The organism is Devosia sp. BK, assembly GCF_032907385.1.
Lineage (GTDB): Bacteria > Pseudomonadota > Alphaproteobacteria > Rhizobiales > Devosiaceae > Devosia.
Map to the genome: position 1 here is coordinate 262,160 of NZ_JAIMBX010000002.1, position 20,711 is coordinate 282,870.

A 20,711-nucleotide genomic window follows, 5' to 3' on the forward strand; every position below is an offset into this window, starting at 1 on the left:
AGTCGCAAAACCCTTTCTCAGGCGGCAAGGCTCTCGGCTGCTGCAACGCCTAGCATCAGGTTAAGATTTTGGACCGCAGCGCCCGATGCGCCCTTGCCGAGATTGTCGTAGACCGCGACCACCGCGGCCTGGGCCCGCGCGTCATTGGCAAAGACATGGAGAGTCAGCGTATTGGTGCCGTTGTGCACCTGCGGATCGAGCGCAGCGGTCTTGCCGAGGGCGGGATCATAGGGTGCGACCTTGACGAAACTGTCGGGGACGGCAGCGAAGTGATCGGCAATGGCCGCATGGATTTCGGCGCCGGTCGGGACCTTGGCGAGCGTACCCAGATGAAGCGGGAGGGACGTCGTCATCCCTTGCGCGAAATTGCCGACGACGGGCTCGAACAGCGGTTCGCGCTGGAGGCCGGTATAGAGCGTCATCTCCGGCACGTGCTTATGCATGAAGGTGAGGCCATAGGGCATATATTGGCTCGCCGATGCACCTTCGGCCACATAGTCCTCGACCATCTGGCGGCCGCCTCCGGTATAACCGGAAATGCCGTGATAGATGATCGGATGATCGGCGGGAATAAAGCCAGCCGCGATGAGGGGACGGAGACCGGCGATCAGGCCCTGCGGCCAGCAGCCGGGATTAGAGACAAAGCGTGCATTGGCGATTTTCTCGGCCTGATCCTTGTCCATCTCGGCAAAGCCATAGGCCCAGTCGGGATTCACCCGAAAGGCGGTCGAGGCATCGATGACGCGGGTCGTGCCGTTTTCGATGAGCCGCACGCTCTCCTTGGCCGCCTCATCGGGGAGGCAGAGAATGGCGACATCGGCTGCATTGAGGAGGCGCTTGCGCTCCTCCTGATCCTTGCGCTTTTCGGGCGCGATGGAGAGCACTTCGAGATCGCGGCGGCCGGCGAGGCGATCGCGGATCTGCAGCCCCGTGGTTCCGGCTTCCCCATCGATAAAGATCTTGGCGACCATGATCATGCTCCAAAAGTTTCGCGCTTTAGATGGGCCGCAGGACCACGCGCGTCAAGCACCTAGCGCATCGAGGGAATATCGCGCCTCTCGATGACATCCTCGATACCGCCGAGCATGGCCATCCAGCCGCGTTCGGTCTGGGCCAGCCAATCCTCGAATTGCGCATCGAGCGTGTTGTAGAGCGTGACGACGCTGCCGGGGCCATTGGCTTCGGGCTCGATGATCATTTCGACGATGGCCGGATCCTCGGCCTCGCTTTCATGCACCATCCAGGAAAAGGCGATCTTGCTCGGCCGCTCAAGCGCGAGGAATTCGCCGAAATGTCGCGCCCGCGTTCCGGTCTGCCCGTCGGCCAGCATCAGGCGGCCACCGACGCGTGGCTCGAGCTGAACCTCGGTCAGATTGCCGCTTTCCCCGCTGCGCCGCAGCCATGCCGCCTGCCAGCGGCGCGCCAGATCGGGATCGACGAATGCGTCGTAGACCCGCTCGGGGCTCGCGCGAAAACGATGCGTCACCTTGGCTTCTATCTTGTCGGACATCCCAGCCTCCTTCTGTCCCTTGAAGAGGAGCAATGCCGGGACTGGCGAGCGCGTTCCGCACTGGGATTGTCAACTCTTGGCGCTGGTGTCATTGCTCGGTACCGGCACGAGACGAGGAGAAAACCTTGACCCCGCATAATCATGCAAAACCAGGCGACTATGCCGAGGCCGTGCTGCTGCCCGGTGATCCCCTGCGCGCCAAGTGGATCGCCGAGACGTTTTTCGAGGCGCCAAAGCTCGTCAATTCCGTGCGCAATTGCCTCGGCTATACCGGCACCTGGAAGGGCAAACCGGTTTCTGTGCAGGCGAGCGGCATGGGCCAACCATCGCTCGCCATCTATGTGAACGAGTTGATCAACGTTTATGGGGTCAAATCGCTGATCCGCGTCGGCACCTGCGGCGGGCTCAATGCCAAGGTGAAGGTGCGCGACATCATTCTGGCGCAGGCGGCCTCGACCGATAGCTCCATCGTCAAGGGCCGGTTCGGCGCCTTCAATTTTGCGCCCATGGCCGATTTCGGGCTGTTGCGCGACGCCGCAGACAGGGCCGATGCCCGGGGCCTGCGCTATCATGCGGGCAATATGCTCTCGTCGGACATTTTCTATCATGCCGATGGCATGGCCGGTTACGACAAGCTGCCCGAGCATGGCGTGATCGGCGTCGAGATGGAGGCGGCCGTGCTCTATACGCTCGCCGCCAGGTTCGATGTCCGCGCCCTGACCATCTGCACCATGACCGATTGCCTGATCACGCATGAGGAAATCGACGCCGAAGCGCGCCAGACCTCGCTGCGCGACATGGTTGAACTTGCTCTCGATGTTGCTGTGGAGGCCTGAAAAATGACGGTTGTGGCTTTTGTTCTCGTTGCAGCCGTGGCGCTGCTGCATGTCTATATCATGCTCTTGGAAATGCTCTGGTGGGACACGCCGCGCGGCCAGAAGGCGTTTAATCTGGCGCCCGATTTTGCGCGCAGCACAAAGGTGCTGGCCATCAATCAAGGCCTTTATAATGGCTTTCTCGCCGCCGGCCTCATCTGGGGTCTCGTGCATCCCGATCCGGCGCTGGCCTGGCAGATCAAGATCTTCTTCCTGACCTGCGTTGCCGTTGCCGGCATTGTGGGCGGCGCTACATCGAGCCGGAAGATCGTGTTCGTCCAGACCGTGCCCGCAGTGCTGGCGATCCTCGCCGTTGTACTTGCTTGAAACCAAAGCGATGTCATCCCCGCCGGGGCGGGGATGACGTGATGACTTTACGCGGCAAGCGCGGCCAGCACGTGGATCCAGGAGCGGATGCCGCGGTGGAAGCTGTCGAGATCGTATTTCTCGTTGGGGCTGTGGATCTGATCGTCCACATGGGCAAAGCCGATGAGGAGCGTATCGAGCCCGAGGATCGACTTGAAATCGCCCGCAACCGGGATCGAGCCGCCCGAGCCAGTGATGACGGCCTGCTTGCCCCATTCGGCTGAGAGACCATTGAGCGCCTTGCGGAGGAATTCGCCACCGGCCGGGACGGTGATGGCCGGCGAGCCGCCATGCGGAATGAACTCGACCGAGCAATCGGCTGGGATCATCTTTTCGACATGGGCCCGGAAAGCGGCACGGATCTTCTTGGGGTCCATGCCGGAGACCAAGCGGAACGAGATTTTCGCCGAAGCCTTGGACGGAATGACGGTTTTAAAACCGTCGCCGGTATAGCCGCCGATCATGCCATTGATTTCGCAGGTTGGGCGGGCCCAGAGCATTTCGAGGACCGAGCGGCTCTGTTCGCCGGCCGGCAGCGATAGGCCCGCTTCGCCAAGAAAGGCCTTTTCATCGAAACCAAGGCCCTGCCACTGGGCTTTCAGCTCGGGCGAAATTTCGGCGACATCGTCATAAAAGCCGTCGAGCGTCACCGAGCCATCCGGGGCGCGGAGGCTGGCGATGATTTCGGCCAGGACCTGATTGGGATTACGGGCCGCATTGCCGAACATGCCGGAATGGAGGTCCTTGTCAGCCGCAGTGATGACGATCTCATCGGCGACAAGGCCGCGCAGCATGGTGGTGATCGACGGGGTTTGCCGGTCCCACATATCGGTATCGCAAACGAGCGCGATATCGGCTTTCAACTCCTCGGCATTTTCGCGCATGAAGGGCGGCAGGTTCTTGCCGCCGGATTCTTCCTCGCCTTCGAGCATCAGCGAGACGCGAACCGGCAGGCTGCCCGTGACGGCCTTATAGGCGCGGCAGGCCTCGATGAAGGTCAGCATCTGGCCCTTGTCATCGGACGCGCCGCGGGCAACGATGATCTTGCGGCCGGCAGCGTCTTCCTTGATCTGCGGATCGAAGGGATCGGAATGCCACAGATTGAGCGGATCGACCGGCTGCACGTCATAGTGAGCATAAAACAGCACATGCGGGCCGGCCTGTTCCGGGCCATGGGCGACGACCACCGGATGGCCGGGGGTCGGGCGGGCGCTGGCATCAAAACCAAGGCCATTGAGTTCCCCCGCGATCCAGTCGGCGGCCTTTTGGCATTCTGCAGCATAAGCGGGATCGGTCGAAATCGACTTGATGCGCAAAAGATCAAAGAGCCGCGCCAGACTTTGCTCAAGCCCCTGATCGACATGGGCGAGCACGGCATCGAGTTGAGTTTTTTCGGTCATGACAGGGTCCTGCGGCAAATCCGGAATCGTATTGGCCGCACCATGGCGAGCGGGCTCCTGCCTGTCCAGTGCACAGAGGAGCGCTTATATTGTCATACTTATTCGACTGTGATTAGGTCGCCCAACCATTGCCCAAGGAGAGCCAGCATGGATCGATCCGGCGGCCGTGCGCGCCACTCAGGCGACCTCATCGCCATTCTCTCGGGCCGCAACCGCGCGCGGAACCTCCATTCGGACGTGCTTTGGGATCTCGGCTTTGCCATCGTTTCCGGCCAATATCCCGAAGGCTCGATCCTGCCGCCCGATACGGAACTGCTTGAGCGGTTTCGCGTGTCGCGCACGGTGCTACGCGAAGCGCTGAAGACCTTGGCGGCAAAGGGTCTGATCGAAGCGCGGGCGCGGATCGGCACGCGTGTCTTGCCCCGTAATCGCTGGAATCTTTTTGATTCCGATGTCCTTGCCTGGCATTTCGAACTCGGACCAGAAGTGAGCTTCCTGCAAAGTCTTGCGGAAGTGCGCATCGGTATCGAAATCGAAGCCGCGGCGCTGGCGGCCGAGCGGCGGACCGATGATCAGGCCGCGGGCCTCCTCGCAACGGTTGAGCTGATGGCGAAGGCAGGGACGCCCGAAGACTTTGCCCGCCACGATCTCGATTTCCACAAGACCGTGGCCGATGCGTCGGGCAATCCCTTCATGGCTTCGATCAGTGCGCTTGTCGAAATGGCGCTGACCGCGGCCTTCACGATATCCTCGCCGGTCAATGAGCCAGAGGCTTTGACCCAGACCGTTGCTGTGCATCGGGCCATTGCAGATGCGATTTCGGCGCGGGATGCCATCGCCGCCCGGGAGGCCATGCGCGTTGCCATCGCCGAGGGCTTTGCTCGCGCTGCTGGGCGCATGGAAGCGGCTAACAGCTAGAGCGAAATCGCGAGCTTTCCCGTCAGTGTGCGGTGAAAGATCAACCCACCCTCGGTGAGGGCGCGGGTCAGCCGTTCGGCCGTGCGCCGACGCGCCACCTCGATCACCGGCGCCGTCGCTTCCTCGATGCGCATGATGGTCGAGGCTGAAACGCCAGATTGTTCCGCGAGAACCGGAATGGTCCAGCCGAGAAGATTGCGCGCGCCACGCAGCAGCGGCCCATTGAGCAGCTCCTCGCTCGCCACATCTTCGGCGATGACACCGCCATGCCCGGGACGCCTGATCGAAGTGAGCCCGAGCCATTCGACCGGCTGGCCATTTTCGTCCGCAACGGGGTAGCGGACATTGCGCATGGGCACATATTCGCCTGGCGCGATTTCGACCCGGACCTCGCCCGTATAAATGTCCTGCCGCTCGATGCTGTCGAGCACGATCTGCCGGTCGTCCGGATGGATCGAATTGAACCAGCTTTCGAGCGTGAAGATCGGCGTTTTCGGCAGGCCCAAGTCTTCGGACATGCGGATCAGTTCGAGAAATTTGCCATCGAGCGAGCTGAACCAGGCGATATCGACATCAAGACGCTCAAAGACTGCATGAAGGCGGCGGCGCATCATGCTCATGGCTTTGCGGAGGCTCTCCTCCTGCGTGCGATCGAGTGCGCAGATGATCCAGCCTATGGGACGCTTTGCGTCATCCATCAGGCGCTCGAACCGCAATTCGAGCTGCCGGACCGTGCCGTCCTCGCGCATGAGCCGCAAATCGCGGCGCATCGGCAGGAGATCGCGCATGAGCATGTGAAAACTCTCGACGAGCGCGGCCCGATCATCGGGATGGGTCCGCGCCTCGATGAATTCGAGCGAGATCTGCTGGCCGATATGATCGGTTGTGCCGGCAAGCACATGCAGACCTTCCGACGCCTGCACCCTGCCATCGGCAAAGGAAAGCGTGCAGAAGCCTGTGCCTGCCATGGCTTCGAGGGCTCGCAAAAGCTGGCCAGACGTTGGATGAGAGGCGCCGCTCTGGCCGAGCGAGACCATCTTAGGCACTTGTCCTTGCATTGCTAACCCCCCGGTAAGCAAGATGACGCGCGCGTAAATTCTTGAGGCGTACCAGTAGACAAAGGGTCTATGGCTGGTCAAGCGCCGAACGCTTTAGCCACCTGACGACTTGACCCCGATCCCGCTTTGGCTCAAAGACCCAAGATAAAGCGAGGTTTCGTGATGGAAAAATTCACCACATTGACGGGTGTCGCAGCACCCCTGCCGATCATCAATATCGATACCGATATGATCATTCCCAAGCAGTACCTCAAGACGATCAAGCGCACCGGCCTCGGCGTCGCTCTGTTTTCAGAGATGCGCTACAATGAAGACGGCTCGGAAAACCCCGATTTCGTGCTCAACAAACCAGCCTATCGCCAGGCCAAGATCGTTATTGCCGGCGACAACTTTGGCTGCGGCTCCAGCCGCGAGCACGCGCCATGGGCCCTCGCCGATTTCGGCATCCGCTGCGTGATTTCGACGAGCTTTGCCGACATTTTTTATAACAACTGCTTCAAGAACGGCATTTTGCCCCTCGTCGTCTCGCCCGAGCAGCTAAAACTCCTCCTCGACGATGCTGAGCGCGGTGCTAATGCGACGCTCAGCATCGACCTTGAAGCCCAGACCATCAAGGGTCCGGACGGCGGCACGCTGCATTTCGATATCGACCCATCGCGCAAGCAAATCCTGCTCGAAGGCCTCGACGATATCGCCGGCACGCTGAAATCCGACCCCGCCATTTCGTCCTTCGAGGGCAAGATGGCGTCCGAGCGTCCCTGGCTTTAAAAGGAATAGAAATGGTCCAGCGCGTTTCCACCGGCTCTCCCTTTGAAGCGACTTTTGGCTATTCGCGCGCCGTGCGGCACGAGGATACGGTCTATGTCTCGGGCACGACGGGCTATGACTATGCCACGATGAAAATGCCCGAAAGCGTTGGCGAACAAGCGAAAAATGCGCTCGCGACCATTGATAAGGCGCTTCGCGAAGCCGGGTCTTCGATCGAGGATACGGTGCGGGTGGTCTACTATATCGGCGATCAGTCTTATGTGGATGAAGTCGTTGCGGCGGTGGGTCCGGTTTTCGGAAACATCCGCCCGGCAGCCTCGATGCTGATCGTTGCGATGATCGAGGAAGGCATGAAGATCGAGATCGAAGTGACGGCTCGGATCGGGGCCGCAACGAGCCACGCTTAAGTCGCGGTTTCGATAGCATTCCGTTAACACTGACAGCGCTTTCGCCCGAAAGCGCTGTTTTGCTTTGTGCCCTTGCACAAAAAGCCAAAATGCGGATATGTCGGCGCCAAGGTGTACCCACCAGTACGGCGAGGAGTTTTCCAAAAATGGCCACCCATTCCCTGTTTCTTCTGCCGGGCGACGGCATCGGCACCGAGATCATGGTCGAGGTCGAAAAAATCATCGCCTGGTCCAATGCCGAAGGTGTCACCGACTTCGCCATCGATACCGGTCTTGCCGGTGGCTGTGCCTATGACGCGCATGGCGAAGCCATCTCCGAAGACGACATGGCCAAGGCGCTCAAGGCAGATGCCGTTATCTTCGGCGCCGTGGGCGGCCCCAAGTGGGACAATGTGCCCTATGACAAGCGCCCGGAAGCCGCGCTCCTGCGCCTCCGCAAGGATCTGGGGCTTTTTGCGAACCTCCGTCCCGCCATCTGCTACCCCGCACTCGCCGACGCCTCTGCGCTCAAGCGCGAGCTGGTCGAAGGCCTCGATATCTTGATCGTGCGCGAGCTGACCGGCGGCGTCTATTTCGGCGAGCCCAAGGAAATCACCGACCTTGGCAATGGCCAGAAGCGCGGCGTCGATACCCAGGTTTACGAAACCTATGAAATCGACCGGATAGCCCGCGTCGCCTTCGATCTCGCCCGCACGCGCGGCAAAAAGATCCACTCGGCCGACAAGAAGAACGTGATGAAATCAGGCGTGCTGTGGGACGAAGTCGTCCGCACTGTCGCCAAGGATTATGCCGACGTCGCCTTCAACCATATTCTGGCTGACAACTGCGCCATGCAGTTGGTGCGCAATCCAAAGCAATTCGACGTCATCGTCACCGACAACCTCTTCGGCGATATTCTCTCGGACGTGGCCGCGATGCTGACCGGATCGCTCGGCATGCTGCCATCGGCAGCGCTCGGTGCCCCAGATGCTGTCACCGGCAAGCGCAAGGCCATGTATGAGCCCGTCCACGGCTCGGCCCCCGACATTGCCGGCAAGGGCATTGCCAACCCGATCGCTATGATCGCCTCGCACGCCATGGCGCTGCGCTATTCGTTCGGCATGATCGAACTGGCCGATAAGGTCGAGGGCGCCATCGCCAGCGTCCTGGCCGATGGCCTGCGCTGCGCCGACATCGCCCAGGACAACCGCAAGACGGTTGGCACGGAAGAAATGGGCGCGGCGATCTTGGCTAAGTTGAAGGCTTGACGCCTTCCCCAAGGGCAAATCGCTCCAGTGGAGCGATTTGAGGCGGCAAGGCCATGAGCGCTACGCGCGAATGGCGGGTGACCGTTCAGCGATTGGGCCGGGAGAAGATGTTCACCACGGCCCCATCGGGATCACGCAGCAGCATCGAGACATTGCCCCAAGGCATCGTCGTCGGCTGCTGCACGATGGCCTCCGGCATGCTCGACGCGATCTGAGCCCGGACCGCTTCGACATCGCTCACTTCAAACTCGATCATCGACGAGCGGTTCGCGCCCGGCACGATGACGCCGCCATTGACCTTGTCGATGATCTCCGTGATGGAGATAGCAAGCGTACAGCCTTCAAACCTGATTTCGGCAAAGCCGGGGGCCAGATCGGTCGGCGCGATCCCTGTCAGCTTCGAATAGAAGGCTTTGAGGGCATCGACATCATTGGTGACGACACGGACGGACGCAAATCTCATGGCACTTTCCTCGGGAATTGGAGACGACAAGCGATAGAAGTTAGTGCTGCCAGAAGCTGGCAGGATAACAAAAGCCCCGGTGTCTCCACCGGGGCTTTTCCATTCGCAGGTCCAAAGACCCAAAAATTATTCAGCAGCGCCTTCGGCGGATGCTGCGGCCTTGGCGGCCTTTTCTTCAGCGCGTTCCTTGGCCTTTTCGCCGGGAACACCCTTGTTCGGGTTGTTGCGGGCTTCGCGCTTCACGAGGCCAGCAGCGTCGAGGAAACGGAGGACGCGGTCGGTCGGCTGTGCGCCGTGCGAGAGCCAGTGCTTGGCGCGTTCGGTGTCGAGGACGACGCGGTTTTCAGCGGCCTTATCGAGCAGCGGGTTGAAGGTGCCCAGCTTTTCGATGAAGCGGCCATCGCGCGGCGAACGGGCGTCGGCAACGACGATCTGGTAGAAAGGACGCTTCTTGGTGCCACCACGGGCCAGACGGATCTTGAGAGACATTGCTTTATTCCTAAGGCTGTCGGTTGATAGTTTGGGTTATTTCTTCTTGCCCAGGCCCGGAAGGCCAGGGAAACGGGGAGCGCCGCCGAGACCGGGAAGACCCGGACCACCGGCGGATTTGAAAAGCTTGTTGACGTCGGTGGGCAGCTTGTCGGCCATCGGCAGATCGGCCGAGGGCAAGCCCTTCAATTGATCGGGATTGATGCCGGCCTGACGCGCCATCTGCTCGAGCTGCTTGGGGTCCATCTTGGAAAGATCAGGCATGCCACCGAGCATGCCGCCCATCTTGCCGCCGAACATGCCACCAAGAGCGCCCATGCCGCCCTTGGACACCTTCTTCATCATGTCCGCCATCTGGCGGTGCTGCTTGGAAAGCTTGTTGATTTCCGAAACTTCGACACCGGCGCCGGCAGCGATACGCTTGCGGCGCGAGGCATTGAGCAGGTCCGGATTGGCCCGCTCTTTCTTGGTCATGGAATTGATGATGGCGATCTGACGATCGAAAACCTTTTCGTCGACATTGGCGCCGGCCATGGCTTTCTTGAGCTGGCCCGCACCGGGGAGCATGCCCATGAGGCCGCCCATGCCGCCCATCTTTTTCATCTGCAAAAGCTGGGCACGCAGATCGTCGAGGTCGAACGAGCCCTTCTTGAGCTTGGCCGCCATCTTCTGGGCGTCTTCGGCCGTGACGTGCTCGGCGGCCTTTTCGACGAGCGAAACGATGTCGCCCATGCCCAGAATTCGATCGGCGATACGCGCGGGATGGAAATCCTCGAGCGCATCCATCTTTTCGCCGACACCGATCAGCTTGATCGGCTTGCCGGTGGCTGCGCGCATCGACAGCGCCGCACCACCACGACCATCGCCATCGACGCGGGTCATGACGATACCGGTCACGTCGAGTCGGGTATCGAAGGAACGGGCGACGTTGATCGCGTCCTGGCCGGTCAAGGCGTCGACGACGAGCAGAATTTCGTGGGGCTTTGCGATCTCCTTGATGGAGACCGTTTCGACCATCAGCGCTTCGTCGATATGGGTGCGGCCGGCGGTATCGAGAATGAGAACGTCATAACCGCCAAGACGGCCTTCGCGCTCGGCGCGGCGGGCGATCTCGACCGGCGTTTCAGTGGCGACAATAGGAAGGGTATCGACGCCGACCTGTTCGCCGAGCACGCGCAGCTGCTCCATAGCGGCCGGGCGGCGCGTATCGAGGGAGGCCAGAAGAACGCGCTTCTTCTGTTTGTCCTTGAGACGTTTTGCAATTTTGGCCGTCGTTGTGGTCTTACCCGAACCCTGCAAACCGACCATAAGGAGGGTAACGGGCGACGGCGCGTTGAGATCGATGGTGACGGCATCGGAGCCGAGAACGGCAACCAGCTCGTCATTGACGATTTTGACGACCTGCTGGCCGGGCGTCACCGAGCGGGTGACTTCGGCGCCGACGGCGCGTTCGCGGACCTGTTCGACAAAGGCACGGACGACTTCGAGGCTGACGTCGGCTTCGATCAGCGCCCGGCGGATTTCGCGCATTGCCGCATCGACATCGGCAGCGTTGAGCGCGCCGCGTCCGCGAAGTCCGTCAAAAATCTTGCCAAGCCGGTCGCTTAAGCTCTCAAACATCGCTTTTCCTTTTCGCTCGCAGGCCAATCCCGCAAGAGATAGGGTTCAAAAGACCAAACGCAAAACCCACCCGCGGGCGCAACGCGCTGGCGGATGTTGGCCTCCGGGATCGTGGTACCCGTTTGGGGTCCCGGTCGGCTGGTCAGGAGTAAAAGCCTGATGAACGGGTCGCGTTTAGGGGAGTTTTTCCGGGGAGTCAAGGAAAGTGCGCCTGCACTGGCAATTGCCTGTCACTTCCGCCATATAGAGCCCGAGACCAAAAGACAGGCACCGCTCGTGAGCAACGCACCCTTTCTCAAGATGAACGGGCTGGGCAACCAGATCATCGTCGCTGACATGCGCGGCCGGACGGATCGCGTCACGCCTGAGGCCGCCATTGCGATCAATGCGCGGGCCGAGACCAAGTTCGACCAGATCATGGCCATCCATGATTCCCGCATGCCCGGCACGGTCAATTATATCGAGATCATCAATTCCGACGGGTCGCGGGCCCAGGCCTGCGGCAATGGCATGCGCTGCGTGGTGCAGTTTCTGAGCGCAGAACAGGGGCGGCAGCGGTTTACCTTCGAGACGGTGGCTGGGATTTTGTTCGGCGAAGAAGCCGAAAACGGGCTGATCACCGTCGATATGGGCACGCCGAAGTTCGCCTGGTTCGACATTCCGCTGGCCGAGGAATTTGCTGACACGCGAAAAATCGAATTGCAGATCGGGCCGATCGATGCGCCGGTGCTGCATTCGCCATCGGTGATGGCGATCGGCAATCCGCATGCGACGTTTTGGGTCAAGGACGATGTCTGGTCCTATGCGCTCGACCGGTTTGGGCCCATGCTCGAAAACCACCCGATCTTTCCCGAGCGCGCCAATATCGGCATTGCCCAGGTCATCGAGCCGGACAAGATCATGCTGCGCGTCTGGGAACGCGGGGCTGGGTTGACCGAGGCCTGTGGCACGGCGGCCTGTGCGGCTGTGGTCAATGGCGCGCGGACGCGGCGGACAGACCGTAAGGCGACCGTAACGTTGCCGGGCGGCGATCTCGTCGTCGAATGGCAGGCGGATGACCATGTGACCCTGACCGGCCCCGCCGAACTGGAATGGCGCGGTGCGTTCGACCCGGCAATGGGCGCCTGGACGCGTGCCGAGGCGGCCTGATGGCAGTCCAAACGCTGACATTCGGCTGCCGCCTCAACGCCTATGAGGGCGAGGTGATGAAGGCCGAGGCCGAAAAGGCCGGGCTCGACAATGCCATCATCATCAATACCTGCGCGGTGACCGAAGAGGCCGTCAAACAGGCCAAGCAGGCGGTGCGCAAGGCGCGGCGCGACAACCCGGCAGCGCGGATCATCGTCACCGGTTGCGCGGCGCAAACCGAGGCGCGCACCTTTGGCGAGATGGACGAGGTCGACCTCGTTATCGGCAATGACGATAAGCTCAGGGCCGAGAGCTATAAGCCGATGGTGTTCGGCCTGGCGCTGAACGACAAGGTTCAGGTCAACGACATCATGAGCGTGCGGGAAACCGCGGGGCATCTGATTGCCGGGATGGATCGGCGGACGCGGGCATTCGTGCAGGTACAAAATGGCTGCGATCATCGCTGCACCTTTTGCATCATTCCTTTTGGGCGCGGGCCATCGCGCTCGGTGCCGATGGGGCTCGTGGTCGATCAGATCAAGCAGCTCGTCGGCAATGGCTATCGCGAAGTGGTCCTGACCGGGGTCGATATCACCTCCTATGGGCCGGACTTGCCGGGCGCGCCGACCCTCGGCACGCTGGTGCAATCGATCCTGAGGCATGCGCCGGACCTGCCACGACTCAGGATTTCCTCGATCGATTCTATCGAGGCGGATGCCGCGCTTTACGAGGCGGTGACGGACAAGCGGTTGATGCCGCATCTTCATCTCTCGCTGCAATCGGGCGACGATCTGATCCTGAAGCGGATGAAGCGGCGGCATTCGCGCAGCGAGGCACTCGAGGTGGTCGAGAAGCTGCGGGGGCTGCGGCCCGACATGGTGTTCGGTGCCGATATCATTGCCGGGTTTCCAACGGAAACCGAGGCGATGTTCGAAAACTCGCTGCGCTTTATCGGCGAAGCGGGACTGAGCTATATTCACGCTTTCCCCTATTCGCCACGGCCAGGCACGCCGGCAGCGCGCATGCCGCAGGTGGGCAAGGGAGTGGCGCGGCAACGCGCTGGCCTTTTGCGGGCGGAAGGCGAAAAGCAGGTGGCGGCGCTTTATGCGAGCCGACTTGGCCACACCGAAAATGTGCTGATGGAGCGTTCCGGCGTCGGGCGCACCGAACAATATATCCCCGTTCGCGTTGCCGGTATGGAAGCCGGTGATCTGGATGCGGTTGTCATCACCGGGCGCGGCGCCGATTGCCTGATGGGCGCAAAGCTGCGCGCGGCCGCCTGAGGCGAGGAAAGAACAAAAGCATGAGCGATAAGGTATCCGGTTTCTTCAAGCGCTTGTTCGGCACCGAGCCCGTGCCCTCGCCGGCTCCGCCCGAGACGCGCCCGGATGCCCCGATCCAGCCCATTCCGCCCGTGCCGGAAACGGTGCCGTCTGCGCCGGAGCCCGAGCCGGTCCCGGAACCAGTTGAAACGCCTGACCTGCCGCCGCCAGGGCCTCCTGAAACGACCCCCGACTATGTCGAGGAAATCGAGGAGCGCGCCGGAGAGATTCAAAACAGCGTGCCGATCATTCCGGCGCCCGCCACCGCCGAGGTGCCGCGGCAAAGCTGGTTTTCGCGGCTGACGACGGGGCTAAAACGCTCCTCGGATAATCTGACGACATCGATCACCTCGGTCTTTACCAAGCGCAAGCTGGATGGGGCGACGCTCGATGAACTGGAGGATGTGCTGATCCAGGCCGATCTCGGGCTCGAGACGGCCATGGCCATTACCGAAACCCTGCGCCGCGACAGGTTTGATCGCGAGGTGTCCGACAGCGATGTGCGCTCCGTGCTCGCCGCGGAAGTCGAAAAGGTTTTGGGACCCGTGGCGCGGCCGCTGACGGTCGACACGACCAAGACGCCGTTCATCATCCTGATGATCGGGGTCAATGGGTCGGGCAAGACGACGACCATTGGCAAGCTGGCGCAAAAGTTTGCGGGCGAAGGAAAATCCGTGATGCTGGCGGCGGGCGATACGTTCCGCGCCGCGGCGATCGAGCAATTGCAGGTCTGGGGTCAGCGGACTGGCGCGCCGGTGATTTCGCGGCCCGCCGGCGCCGATGCGTCGGGGCTGGCCTTCGATGCGGTCACACAGGCCAAGGCCGAGGGGCGCGATGTGCTGATCATCGATACGGCCGGGCGCCTTCAGAACCGCGACGAATTGATGGATGAGCTCGAAAAGGTTATCCGCGTCATCAAGAAGGTCGAGCCATCGGCGCCGCATGCGACGCTTCTTACCCTAGATGCGACGACGGGCCAGAATGCACTCAAGCAGGTCGAGATTTTTGGCAAGCGTGCCGGCGTGACTGGTCTTGTCATGACCAAGCTCGATGGCACAGCGCGCGGCGGCATTCTGGTTGCGATTGCCCGGAAATTCGGCTTGCCAGTGCATTTCATCGGCGTTGGCGAGGGCGTCGAAGATCTCGAGCCGTTTGCCGCGCGGGATTTTGCCAAGGCGATTGCCGGCCAGGACTAAAAAATCTCGGACAAAATCTGACCACGCTTGGAGCCTATTGCGCTTGCAACGCTTGGCCCATGCCATCACATTGGCGCAAGACGCCATGGAACGAAAAATGACCGACAAAGCCGCCGAACCAGACGTGAGCTGGGACGACCTCAAGCCACAGATGACCAAGCTCTCGCTCGAGCTCGGCCCGCTGGTTATCTTCTTTCTCGTCAACTTCTTCGGCGATCGCATCCTTGCGGCGTTTCCGGCGCTGACCCCGATTTTTCCCGAAGGCTTCTTTCTCGCGACCGCGGTCTTCATGATTGCCATGGCCGTGTCCCTGGTCATCTCGAAGCTCGTCCTTGGGAAAATCCCGGTCATGCCGCTGGTGACGGGTGTCGTCGTTCTGATTTTCGGCGGCTTGACGCTGTGGCTACAGGACGAGACGTTCTTCAAGCTCAAGCCGACCATCACCAATATGCTATTTGCCTCGGTGCTGCTGGGCGGTCTCCTGTTCCGGCAGTCGCTGCTCAAATATGTCTTTGGTGACGTCTATCGGTTGCGCCCTGAAGGCTGGTGGAAGCTGACGCTGAACTGGGGCCTGTTTTTCGTGCTGCTGGCCGTGATCAACGAGATTGTCTGGCGCAATTTCGATACCGCGTTCTGGGTCAACTTCAAGGTCTGGGGCATCATGCCGCTGACGATGATTTTCTCCATGACGCAGCTTCCGCTGCTCAGCAAATATGCGCCGGAGAACGAACCCGCCTCTCCACCGCAAGTCGTGGTCGAGAGCTGAATAAAAAAATCCCCGCTTCGGCGGGGATTTTGTTTTGGGCCTATTCTTCCGCGTCGGCGCGGGCTTCGATCGCTTCCATGTCTTCATCGGAAAAGCCGAAGTGGTGGCCGAGTTCGTGGATGAGCACGTGGGTGACAACTTCGCCGAGCGTGTTGTCGTCGTTTTCGGCCCAATAATCGAGAATGGCGCGGCGATAGAGAAAGACCGTATTGGGCAATTGCCCGGTCTGGGGCACGGCGCCGTCTTCGGTGAGACCGATGCCGGTGAAAAGGCCCATCAGCTCGAAGGGGCTTTCCATCTTGAAATGTTCGAGAATGTCGTCTTCAGCAAATTCGGCCACTGAACAGGTGACGTCGGCCGCGAGCGATTTGAACGGCTCGGGCAGTTCAGCCAGGGCCTTGCTTGCCAAAGCCTCGAAGTCATCGAGGGTCGGGGCATAAAGCCCCGACCAATCGGTGTGTTTTACTTCCACTCGCGGATATCGACGAAGTGGCCGGCAATGGCAGCGGCAGCAGCCATGGCGGGGGAGACGAGGTGGGTGCGGCCCTTGAAACCCTGACGGCCTTCGAAGTTGCGGTTCGAGGTCGAAGCGCAACGTTCTTCGGGCTTGAGCTTATCGGGGTTCATGGCGAGGCACATGGAGCAGCCGGGCTCGCGCCATTCAAAGCCGGCATTCTTGAAGACGACGTCGAGGCCCTCGGCTTCGGCCTGTTCCTTGACGAGGCCCGAACCGGGCACGATCATCGCCGAGACGTGGCTTGCAACCTTGCCATCGCCGATCACGGCAGCGGCAGCGCGCAAATCTTCGATGCGGCCATTGGTGCACGAGCCGACAAAGACGCGGTCGATCTTGATATCGGTAATCGGGGTGCCCGGCTTGAGGCCCATGTAATCGAGAGCACGCCATTTTGAGGCACGCTTGGTCTCGTCCTGGATCTCATCGGGATTGGGGACCACGCCCTGCACCGAGATGACGTCCTCAGGCGATGAACCCCAGGAGACGATCGGCGGCAGTTTGGCGGCGTCGAGGATGACGACCTTATCGTAATGGGCGCCTTCATCGGTATAGAGCGTTTTCCAATAGTCGACAGCCATGGTGAAGGCCTCGCCCTTGGGCGCGCGGGGACGATCTTTGACGTAAGCAAAGGTCGTTTCGTCCGGCGCGATGAGGCCGGCGCGAGCACCGCCTTCGATGGTCATATTGCAGACCGTCATGCGGCCTTCCATCGAGAGCGAACGGATGGCTTCGCCGGCGAATTCGATGACGTGGCCATTGCCACCGGCCGTGCCGATTTCGCCGATGATGGCGAGAATGATGTCCTTGGCGGTGACGCCGGGCGGCAATTGGCCATCGACACGCACCAGCATGTTCTTGGCCTTTTGCTGGATCAGCGTCTGGGTCGCCAGAACGTGCTCAACCTCGGACGTGCCGATGCCGTGGGCCAGAGCGCCAAACGCGCCGTGGGTGGACGTGTGCGAGTCGCCGCAAACGATGGTCATGCCCGGCAGGGTAAAACCCTGTTCGGGGCCAACGATATGGACGACGCCCTGGCGCTTGTCGAAGGGGTCGTAATATTCGATGCCGAAATCGCGGGTATTTTCAGCCAGGGTCTCGATCTGGATGGCGCTTTCCGGATCGGGATTGGGCAGCGTGCGATCGGTCGTCGGCACGTTATGATCGACGACGGCGAGGGTGCGCTCGGGGTGACGGACCTTGCGGCCGTTGAGACGGAGACCTTCGAAAGCCTGCGGGCTCGTCACTTCGTGGACGAGGTGGCGATCGATATAGAGAAGGCTCGTGCCGTCCGGATTGTTCTGAACCAGATGGTCGTCCCAGATCTTGTCGTAGAGCGTGCGGGCCTTGGTCATTCGTCGTTTTCCGAGGGGCAGGATTGAAGTTTGGATTGGTTCTAAGCCGAGAGGGCTTTTGGGTCAAGAACAACCGTACTCTTGGGTACGCTCGTGCCGGGGTCAGTTCGCCGGCGCGTCGCGGAGCCGGCCGACAGCCAGAGCGCCGAGAAGACTTGTATCCAACCCAATGCGATAGCGGCACCAGAGGGCAATAGCGATCTGGGCGATGATGCGCGCACCCATATTGACCGCTGCAACGCCGACAATGCCCCAGACGGGGATCACGATGATCTGAACGATGAAGCCAAGGCCCATAATCGTGCCGAAGACGGCGACATAGGCCCGCTCGTGGCCCGTCATCATCATGACGATTTTTGAGGGGCCGGTGACGGCATCGAAGAGAAGCCCGAAGGCGAGGAGCAGGAGGACCAGCACGCCCTCGGCATAAGACGGGCCGAAGAGTGACAGGATGGGCTCGCCGAAGGCCAAAAACAGCCCAAAGATAACGAGCGAAAACAGAAAGCCCGCCCAGGCGCAGAGGGCGGTGATGGCCTGGGCTTTGCGCATGGCGCCCGAATGATAATGCTCTGCGACCATGGGCGCGATGACGAGCTCGATGGCGAAGGTGAAAAGCGTCATCAGGCCCGCTGTGCGGAAGGCATTGAAATAAAGGCCTGAGCTTTCGAGGTCGAGCATGAGGCCGACAAGGATGACGTCAGCATTGAGGGTGAAGGTTTCGATGACGGCGCCGAGGAGCAGCCAGGTGCTGAGCTTGCCCCAGCGCTGCCAATGGGGCCGCATCGGCGCAACGCGCGGCAGGATGGCATAGTGTCGGCGCTGGGCGATGCCGGTCTGCATGATGAGCGCACCGATGAGCAGCGCGGCGGACAGGGTCAGCGCATCGGGGCCGCTGAGGACGACGCCGACGGCAAAAAGCGCGATCACCGCGGCGGGGAGCGCGAGGCGCCAGAAGATGTCGCGCGGAAGGAGCGCGGTCCAGAGCGAACCCTGGGCGCGGAGCACCGAGGAATTGTATTCGGCCAGCGCCATGGGGAGGATGAGGAAAGCGGCGCCAATGAAATGATTGATGGTTTCGCGCGGCGGCAGAAAGGGAATGCTAGCAAAGGCGAGAACGCAAAGGAGCGCGGCAAGGACGAGGCTGGCGCCGATGGTGATGGCGGAACCCGCAGCGACGACCGCGTCGGCCTCGGCATTTTCGCCTTGGGCGCGCAATTGCGGCCAGAGCCGGAGGACCGCCGTCGATTGGCCCATGCCGGCGAGAATGGCGAGAACGGTGGCGAGCGCGAGGCCGAAAGCGAAATGGCCATATTCGCTCTCGGTCTGGGTGCGCGAGAGGACGACATAGGTGACGTAAGTCAGGCCGGCCGTAGCGACCTTGATGCCGAGCGAGCCCACCGAGCGCAAAAGCCCGGAAGACAACAGAGCACTGAGATCGGATGGGATGGCCAGCCGCACGAAAATTCCCTCGCGCCCGGCGAGGGACCGGGCGTTGGACTGACATTGCCAGAGGCAGGTCAAGAAGGTCTTACCGCGAGGTATGCGCCCCGCCAATTAGTAGCCCTCATGGTGAGGTGCTTTGCGAAGCAAAGCCTCGAACCACGAGGGTGGGCGAGTGGAGGCATCGTGCCACGCCCCCGTGGTTCGAGGGTCGGCTACGCCTCCCACCTCACCATGAGGGCTACTTGTGCCTAAGGTTTTGAGGCCTAATGCCTGAAGTGCCGCATCCCGGTCATCACCATCGCGATTCCCGCCGCATCGGCCGCGGCGATGACTTCGTCGTCACGCATCGAGCCGCCGGGCTGGATGACGGCGGTGGCGCCGGCGGCGACGAGAGCTTCAAGGCCGTCGGCGAAGGGGAAGAAGGCGTCGGAGGCGACGACGGAGCCTTGGGTCAGCGCGCCTTCCACGCCTGCCGCTTCAGCCGCGTCGATCGACTTGCGATGGGCGACGCGGGCGGAATCGACGCGGCTCATCTGGCCGGCGCCGATGCCGGCGGTGGCGCCGTCTTTCACGTAGACGATGGCATTGGATTTGACATGCTTTGCGACTTTTGCGGCAAGTTTCAGGTCAGCCAGTTCCGCTTCGGTCGGCGCGCGCTTGGTGACGACTTTCAATTCGCAATCATCGACGTTCTGGTTGTCGTGGCTCTGGACGAGGAGCCCACCGGCGACGGACTTGACCACCAGACCCTCGGCCTTGGCATCGGCGAGACCGCCGGTGAGGAGGAGGCGGAGGTTCTTCTTGGCGGCGATGATGGCCTGGGCTTCCGGCGTCGCGGAGGGGGCGACGATCACTTCGGTGAAAACCTTGACGATCTCGGTCGCGGTTTCGGCGTCGATTTCGCGGTTTGTCGCGACAATGCCGCCAAAGGCCGAGACGGGATCGGTGCGAAGGGCTTTTTTGTAGGCCTCGACGAGGTTAGCGCCGGTGGCGACGCCGCAGGGATTGGCGTGTTTGATGATCGCGACAGCAGCGGTATTGGCGGGGTCGAACTCCGAGACCAGCTCGAAGGCGGCGTCGGTGTCGTTGATATTGTTGTAGGAAAGGGTCTTGCCCTGGACCTGGCTGGCGGTCGCGACGCCGGGGCGGTTTTCGCCAGTGGCGTAGAAAGCGGCCCATTGGTGCGGGTTTTCGCCATAGCGCATGACTTCGCGAAGAGTACCGGCAAAGCTGCGATAATTCACGTCAGCGAAGTCGATTTCCCGGGCGAACCAGGCAGAGATGGCGCTGTCATAGGCGGCGGTGCGGGCATAGGCTTTGGCCGCAAGCTTCTGGCGCATCTCATAGGGAACGCCGCCATTGCGGATGGCGTCCAAGATGGCTGGATAGTCGTTGGGGTCGACGACGACGGTCACATAGGCGTGGTTCTTGGCCGCCGAGCGCACCATGGCAGGGCCGCCGATATCGATATTTTCGATGATCTCGTCGTAGGACGCGCCGGACGCGACGGTCTTTTCGAACGGATAAAGATTCACGGCGACGAGGTCGATGGGCCCGATCTCGTGTTCGTCCATCGATGCCTTGTGCTCGGGATTGTCACGGACCGAGAGGAGGCCGCCATGCACCTTGGGGTGGAGCGTTTTTACGCGGCCATCCATCATTTCGGGAAAGCCGGTAAGGTCGGAAATTTCGCGCACCGGGAGGCCGGTTTCGTTGATGAGCTTATGGGTGCCACCGGTCGAGACCAGTTCCACCCCGGCTTCGGAGAGCCCGCGGGCGAAATCCGCCATGCCCGATTTGTCGAATACCGAAAGCAGTGCCCGCCCGACCGTGACCGTCTTGCCCATGAGTTCTTGCCCGTTGTGA

Annotated in this window: 21 protein-coding genes; 10 read left to right on the forward strand and 11 right to left on the reverse strand. The window is 61.3% G+C overall.

Annotation, left to right across the window (positions count from 1 at the left end):
- Positions 1–17: 17 nt before the first annotated feature.
- Entirely contained in the window at positions 18–971 is a 954-nt protein-coding gene (gene argC / locus DevBK_RS13180) for an N-acetyl-gamma-glutamyl-phosphate reductase (RefSeq protein ID WP_062630706.1), read from the reverse strand.
- A gap of 59 nt (positions 972–1,030) precedes the next feature.
- Complete coding sequence (locus DevBK_RS13185) at positions 1,031–1,510, reverse strand: SRPBCC domain-containing protein (RefSeq protein ID WP_061908396.1); 480 nt, start codon at positions 1,508–1,510, stop codon at positions 1,031–1,033.
- 125 nt (positions 1,511–1,635) lie between these two features.
- On the opposite strand from DevBK_RS13185, the gene deoD reads away from it, so the two are divergent.
- Positions 1,636–2,346, forward strand: coding sequence for a purine-nucleoside phosphorylase (gene deoD / locus DevBK_RS13190; protein ID WP_062630622.1), 711 nt, complete (start codon positions 1,636–1,638; stop codon positions 2,344–2,346).
- Positions 2,347–2,349: 3 nt separating this feature from the next.
- Complete coding sequence (locus tag DevBK_RS13195) at positions 2,350–2,712, forward strand: DUF1304 domain-containing protein (protein ID WP_317185784.1); 363 nt, start codon at positions 2,350–2,352, stop codon at positions 2,710–2,712.
- Between the two features lie 47 nt (positions 2,713–2,759).
- Here DevBK_RS13195 and DevBK_RS13200 read toward each other — a convergent pair whose 3' ends face one another.
- On the reverse strand, positions 2,760–4,151 hold the full coding sequence (locus DevBK_RS13200) for a M20/M25/M40 family metallo-hydrolase (protein ID WP_317185785.1): 1,392 nt from the start codon (positions 4,149–4,151) through the stop codon (positions 2,760–2,762).
- 147 nt (positions 4,152–4,298) lie between these two features.
- On the opposite strand from DevBK_RS13200, the gene DevBK_RS13205 reads away from it, so the two are divergent.
- Positions 4,299–5,069, forward strand: coding sequence for a FadR/GntR family transcriptional regulator (locus DevBK_RS13205; RefSeq protein WP_317185786.1), 771 nt, complete (start codon positions 4,299–4,301; stop codon positions 5,067–5,069).
- On the opposite strand, the gene DevBK_RS13210 is transcribed toward DevBK_RS13205, so the two are convergent.
- Positions 5,066–6,106 (reverse strand): PAS domain-containing protein, encoded by a 1,041-nt coding sequence (locus DevBK_RS13210; RefSeq protein ID WP_317186111.1) that lies wholly within the window; start codon positions 6,104–6,106, stop codon positions 5,066–5,068. The two genes, DevBK_RS13205 and DevBK_RS13210, sit on opposite strands and share 4 nt — an antisense overlap.
- A 183-nt stretch (positions 6,107–6,289) precedes the next feature.
- On the opposite strand from DevBK_RS13210, the gene leuD reads away from it, so the two are divergent.
- The 3 genes from leuD to leuB all read left to right on the forward strand — a co-directional run bounded on the left by leuD (position 6,290) and on the right by leuB (position 8,549).
- On the forward strand, positions 6,290–6,895 hold the full coding sequence (leuD, locus tag DevBK_RS13215) for a 3-isopropylmalate dehydratase small subunit (RefSeq protein WP_317185787.1): 606 nt from the start codon (positions 6,290–6,292) through the stop codon (positions 6,893–6,895).
- A gap of 11 nt (positions 6,896–6,906) precedes the next feature.
- Positions 6,907–7,302, forward strand: coding sequence for a RidA family protein (locus DevBK_RS13220; protein ID WP_317185788.1), 396 nt, complete (start codon positions 6,907–6,909; stop codon positions 7,300–7,302).
- A 146-nt stretch (positions 7,303–7,448) separates the two neighbouring features.
- Entirely contained in the window at positions 7,449–8,549 is a 1,101-nt protein-coding gene (gene leuB, locus DevBK_RS13225; protein ID WP_317185789.1) for a 3-isopropylmalate dehydrogenase, read from the forward strand.
- 85 nt (positions 8,550–8,634) lie between these two features.
- Here leuB and DevBK_RS13230 read toward each other — a convergent pair whose 3' ends face one another.
- From DevBK_RS13230 to ffh, 3 genes are all read right to left on the reverse strand, one after another.
- A complete protein-coding gene (locus tag DevBK_RS13230) occupies positions 8,635–9,012 on the reverse strand; it encodes a VOC family protein (RefSeq protein ID WP_317185790.1) in 378 nt (125 codons plus the stop codon).
- Positions 9,013–9,138: 126 nt separating this feature from the next.
- Complete coding sequence (gene rpsP, locus DevBK_RS13235) at positions 9,139–9,501, reverse strand: 30S ribosomal protein S16 (RefSeq protein ID WP_317185791.1); 363 nt, start codon at positions 9,499–9,501, stop codon at positions 9,139–9,141.
- 36 nt (positions 9,502–9,537) lie between these two features.
- Positions 9,538–11,121, reverse strand: a complete 1,584-nt coding sequence (gene ffh, locus DevBK_RS13240) for a signal recognition particle protein (protein WP_317185792.1) — start codon at positions 11,119–11,121, stop codon at positions 9,538–9,540.
- A gap of 300 nt (positions 11,122–11,421) precedes the next feature.
- Between ffh and dapF the strand changes: the two genes are divergently transcribed.
- The 4 genes from dapF to DevBK_RS13260 all read left to right on the forward strand — a co-directional run bounded on the left by dapF (position 11,422) and on the right by DevBK_RS13260 (position 15,533).
- Positions 11,422–12,270 (forward strand): diaminopimelate epimerase, encoded by an 849-nt coding sequence (gene dapF / locus DevBK_RS13245; RefSeq protein WP_317186112.1) that lies wholly within the window; start codon positions 11,422–11,424, stop codon positions 12,268–12,270.
- The gene (gene mtaB, locus DevBK_RS13250) at positions 12,270–13,532 is read left to right on the forward strand and encodes a tRNA (N(6)-L-threonylcarbamoyladenosine(37)-C(2))-methylthiotransferase MtaB (protein ID WP_317185793.1); all 1,263 of its coding nucleotides are present in this window, start codon (positions 12,270–12,272) and stop codon (positions 13,530–13,532) included. The genes dapF and mtaB overlap by 1 nt, the downstream gene beginning before the upstream one ends.
- 20 nt (positions 13,533–13,552) lie before the next feature.
- A complete protein-coding gene (gene ftsY, locus DevBK_RS13255; RefSeq protein WP_317185794.1) occupies positions 13,553–14,767 on the forward strand; it encodes a signal recognition particle-docking protein FtsY in 1,215 nt (404 codons plus the stop codon).
- Between the two features lie 97 nt (positions 14,768–14,864).
- The gene (locus DevBK_RS13260; RefSeq protein ID WP_317185795.1) at positions 14,865–15,533 is read left to right on the forward strand and encodes a septation protein A; all 669 of its coding nucleotides are present in this window, start codon (positions 14,865–14,867) and stop codon (positions 15,531–15,533) included.
- A 40-nt stretch (positions 15,534–15,573) separates the two neighbouring features.
- Here the strand turns inward: DevBK_RS13260 and DevBK_RS13265 are convergent, their stop codons facing one another.
- The 4 genes from DevBK_RS13265 to purH form a co-directional block, all read right to left on the reverse strand.
- Positions 15,574–16,005, reverse strand: coding sequence for a metallopeptidase family protein (locus DevBK_RS13265; protein ID WP_317185796.1), 432 nt, complete (start codon positions 16,003–16,005; stop codon positions 15,574–15,576).
- Positions 15,996–17,402 carry a 3-isopropylmalate dehydratase large subunit gene (leuC, locus tag DevBK_RS13270; protein WP_317185797.1) on the reverse strand — a complete coding sequence of 469 codons (1,407 nt, stop codon included), beginning with the start codon at positions 17,400–17,402 and terminating at the stop codon, positions 15,996–15,998. Before leuC ends, DevBK_RS13265 begins: the two co-directional genes overlap by 10 nt.
- Positions 17,403–17,504: 102 nt before the next feature.
- Positions 17,505–18,860: a lipopolysaccharide biosynthesis protein gene (locus DevBK_RS13275; protein ID WP_317185798.1), complete on the reverse strand. Its 1,356-nt coding sequence runs from the start codon at positions 18,858–18,860 to the stop codon at positions 17,505–17,507.
- A gap of 248 nt (positions 18,861–19,108) precedes the next feature.
- Positions 19,109–20,692, reverse strand: coding sequence for a bifunctional phosphoribosylaminoimidazolecarboxamide formyltransferase/IMP cyclohydrolase (purH, locus tag DevBK_RS13280; RefSeq protein WP_317185799.1), 1,584 nt, complete (start codon positions 20,690–20,692; stop codon positions 19,109–19,111).
- Between the last annotated feature and the right edge of the window lie 19 nt (positions 20,693–20,711).

Bases quoted from the DNA above. Each gene is read 5' to 3' on its own strand.
- argC (WP_062630706.1), bottom strand. From the start codon at position 971: ATGGTCGCCAAGATCTTTATCGATGGGGAAGCCGGAACCACGGGGCTG.
- DevBK_RS13185 (WP_061908396.1), bottom strand. From the start codon at position 1,510: ATGTCCGACAAGATAGAAGCCAAGGTGACGCATCGTTTTCGCGCGAGC.
- DevBK_RS13195 (WP_317185784.1), top strand. From the start codon at position 2,350: ATGACGGTTGTGGCTTTTGTTCTCGTTGCAGCCGTGGCGCTGCTGCAT.
- DevBK_RS13200 (WP_317185785.1), bottom strand. From the start codon at position 4,151: ATGACCGAAAAAACTCAACTCGATGCCGTGCTCGCCCATGTCGATCAG.
- DevBK_RS13205 (WP_317185786.1), top strand. From the start codon at position 4,299: ATGGATCGATCCGGCGGCCGTGCGCGCCACTCAGGCGACCTCATCGCC.
- DevBK_RS13210 (WP_317186111.1), bottom strand. From the start codon at position 6,106: ATGGTCTCGCTCGGCCAGAGCGGCGCCTCTCATCCAACGTCTGGCCAG.
- leuD (WP_317185787.1), top strand. From the start codon at position 6,290: ATGGAAAAATTCACCACATTGACGGGTGTCGCAGCACCCCTGCCGATC.
- DevBK_RS13220 (WP_317185788.1), top strand. From the start codon at position 6,907: ATGGTCCAGCGCGTTTCCACCGGCTCTCCCTTTGAAGCGACTTTTGGC.
- leuB (WP_317185789.1), top strand. From the start codon at position 7,449: ATGGCCACCCATTCCCTGTTTCTTCTGCCGGGCGACGGCATCGGCACC.
- DevBK_RS13230 (WP_317185790.1), bottom strand. From the start codon at position 9,012: ATGAGATTTGCGTCCGTCCGTGTCGTCACCAATGATGTCGATGCCCTC.
- rpsP (WP_317185791.1), bottom strand. From the start codon at position 9,501: ATGTCTCTCAAGATCCGTCTGGCCCGTGGTGGCACCAAGAAGCGTCCT.
- ffh (WP_317185792.1), bottom strand. From the start codon at position 11,121: ATGTTTGAGAGCTTAAGCGACCGGCTTGGCAAGATTTTTGACGGACTT.
- dapF (WP_317186112.1), top strand. From the start codon at position 11,422: ATGAACGGGCTGGGCAACCAGATCATCGTCGCTGACATGCGCGGCCGG.
- mtaB (WP_317185793.1), top strand. From the start codon at position 12,270: ATGGCAGTCCAAACGCTGACATTCGGCTGCCGCCTCAACGCCTATGAG.
- ftsY (WP_317185794.1), top strand. From the start codon at position 13,553: ATGAGCGATAAGGTATCCGGTTTCTTCAAGCGCTTGTTCGGCACCGAG.
- DevBK_RS13260 (WP_317185795.1), top strand. From the start codon at position 14,865: ATGACCGACAAAGCCGCCGAACCAGACGTGAGCTGGGACGACCTCAAG.
- leuC (WP_317185797.1), bottom strand. From the start codon at position 17,402: ATGACCAAGGCCCGCACGCTCTACGACAAGATCTGGGACGACCATCTG.
- purH (WP_317185799.1), bottom strand. From the start codon at position 20,692: ATGGGCAAGACGGTCACGGTCGGGCGGGCACTGCTTTCGGTATTCGAC.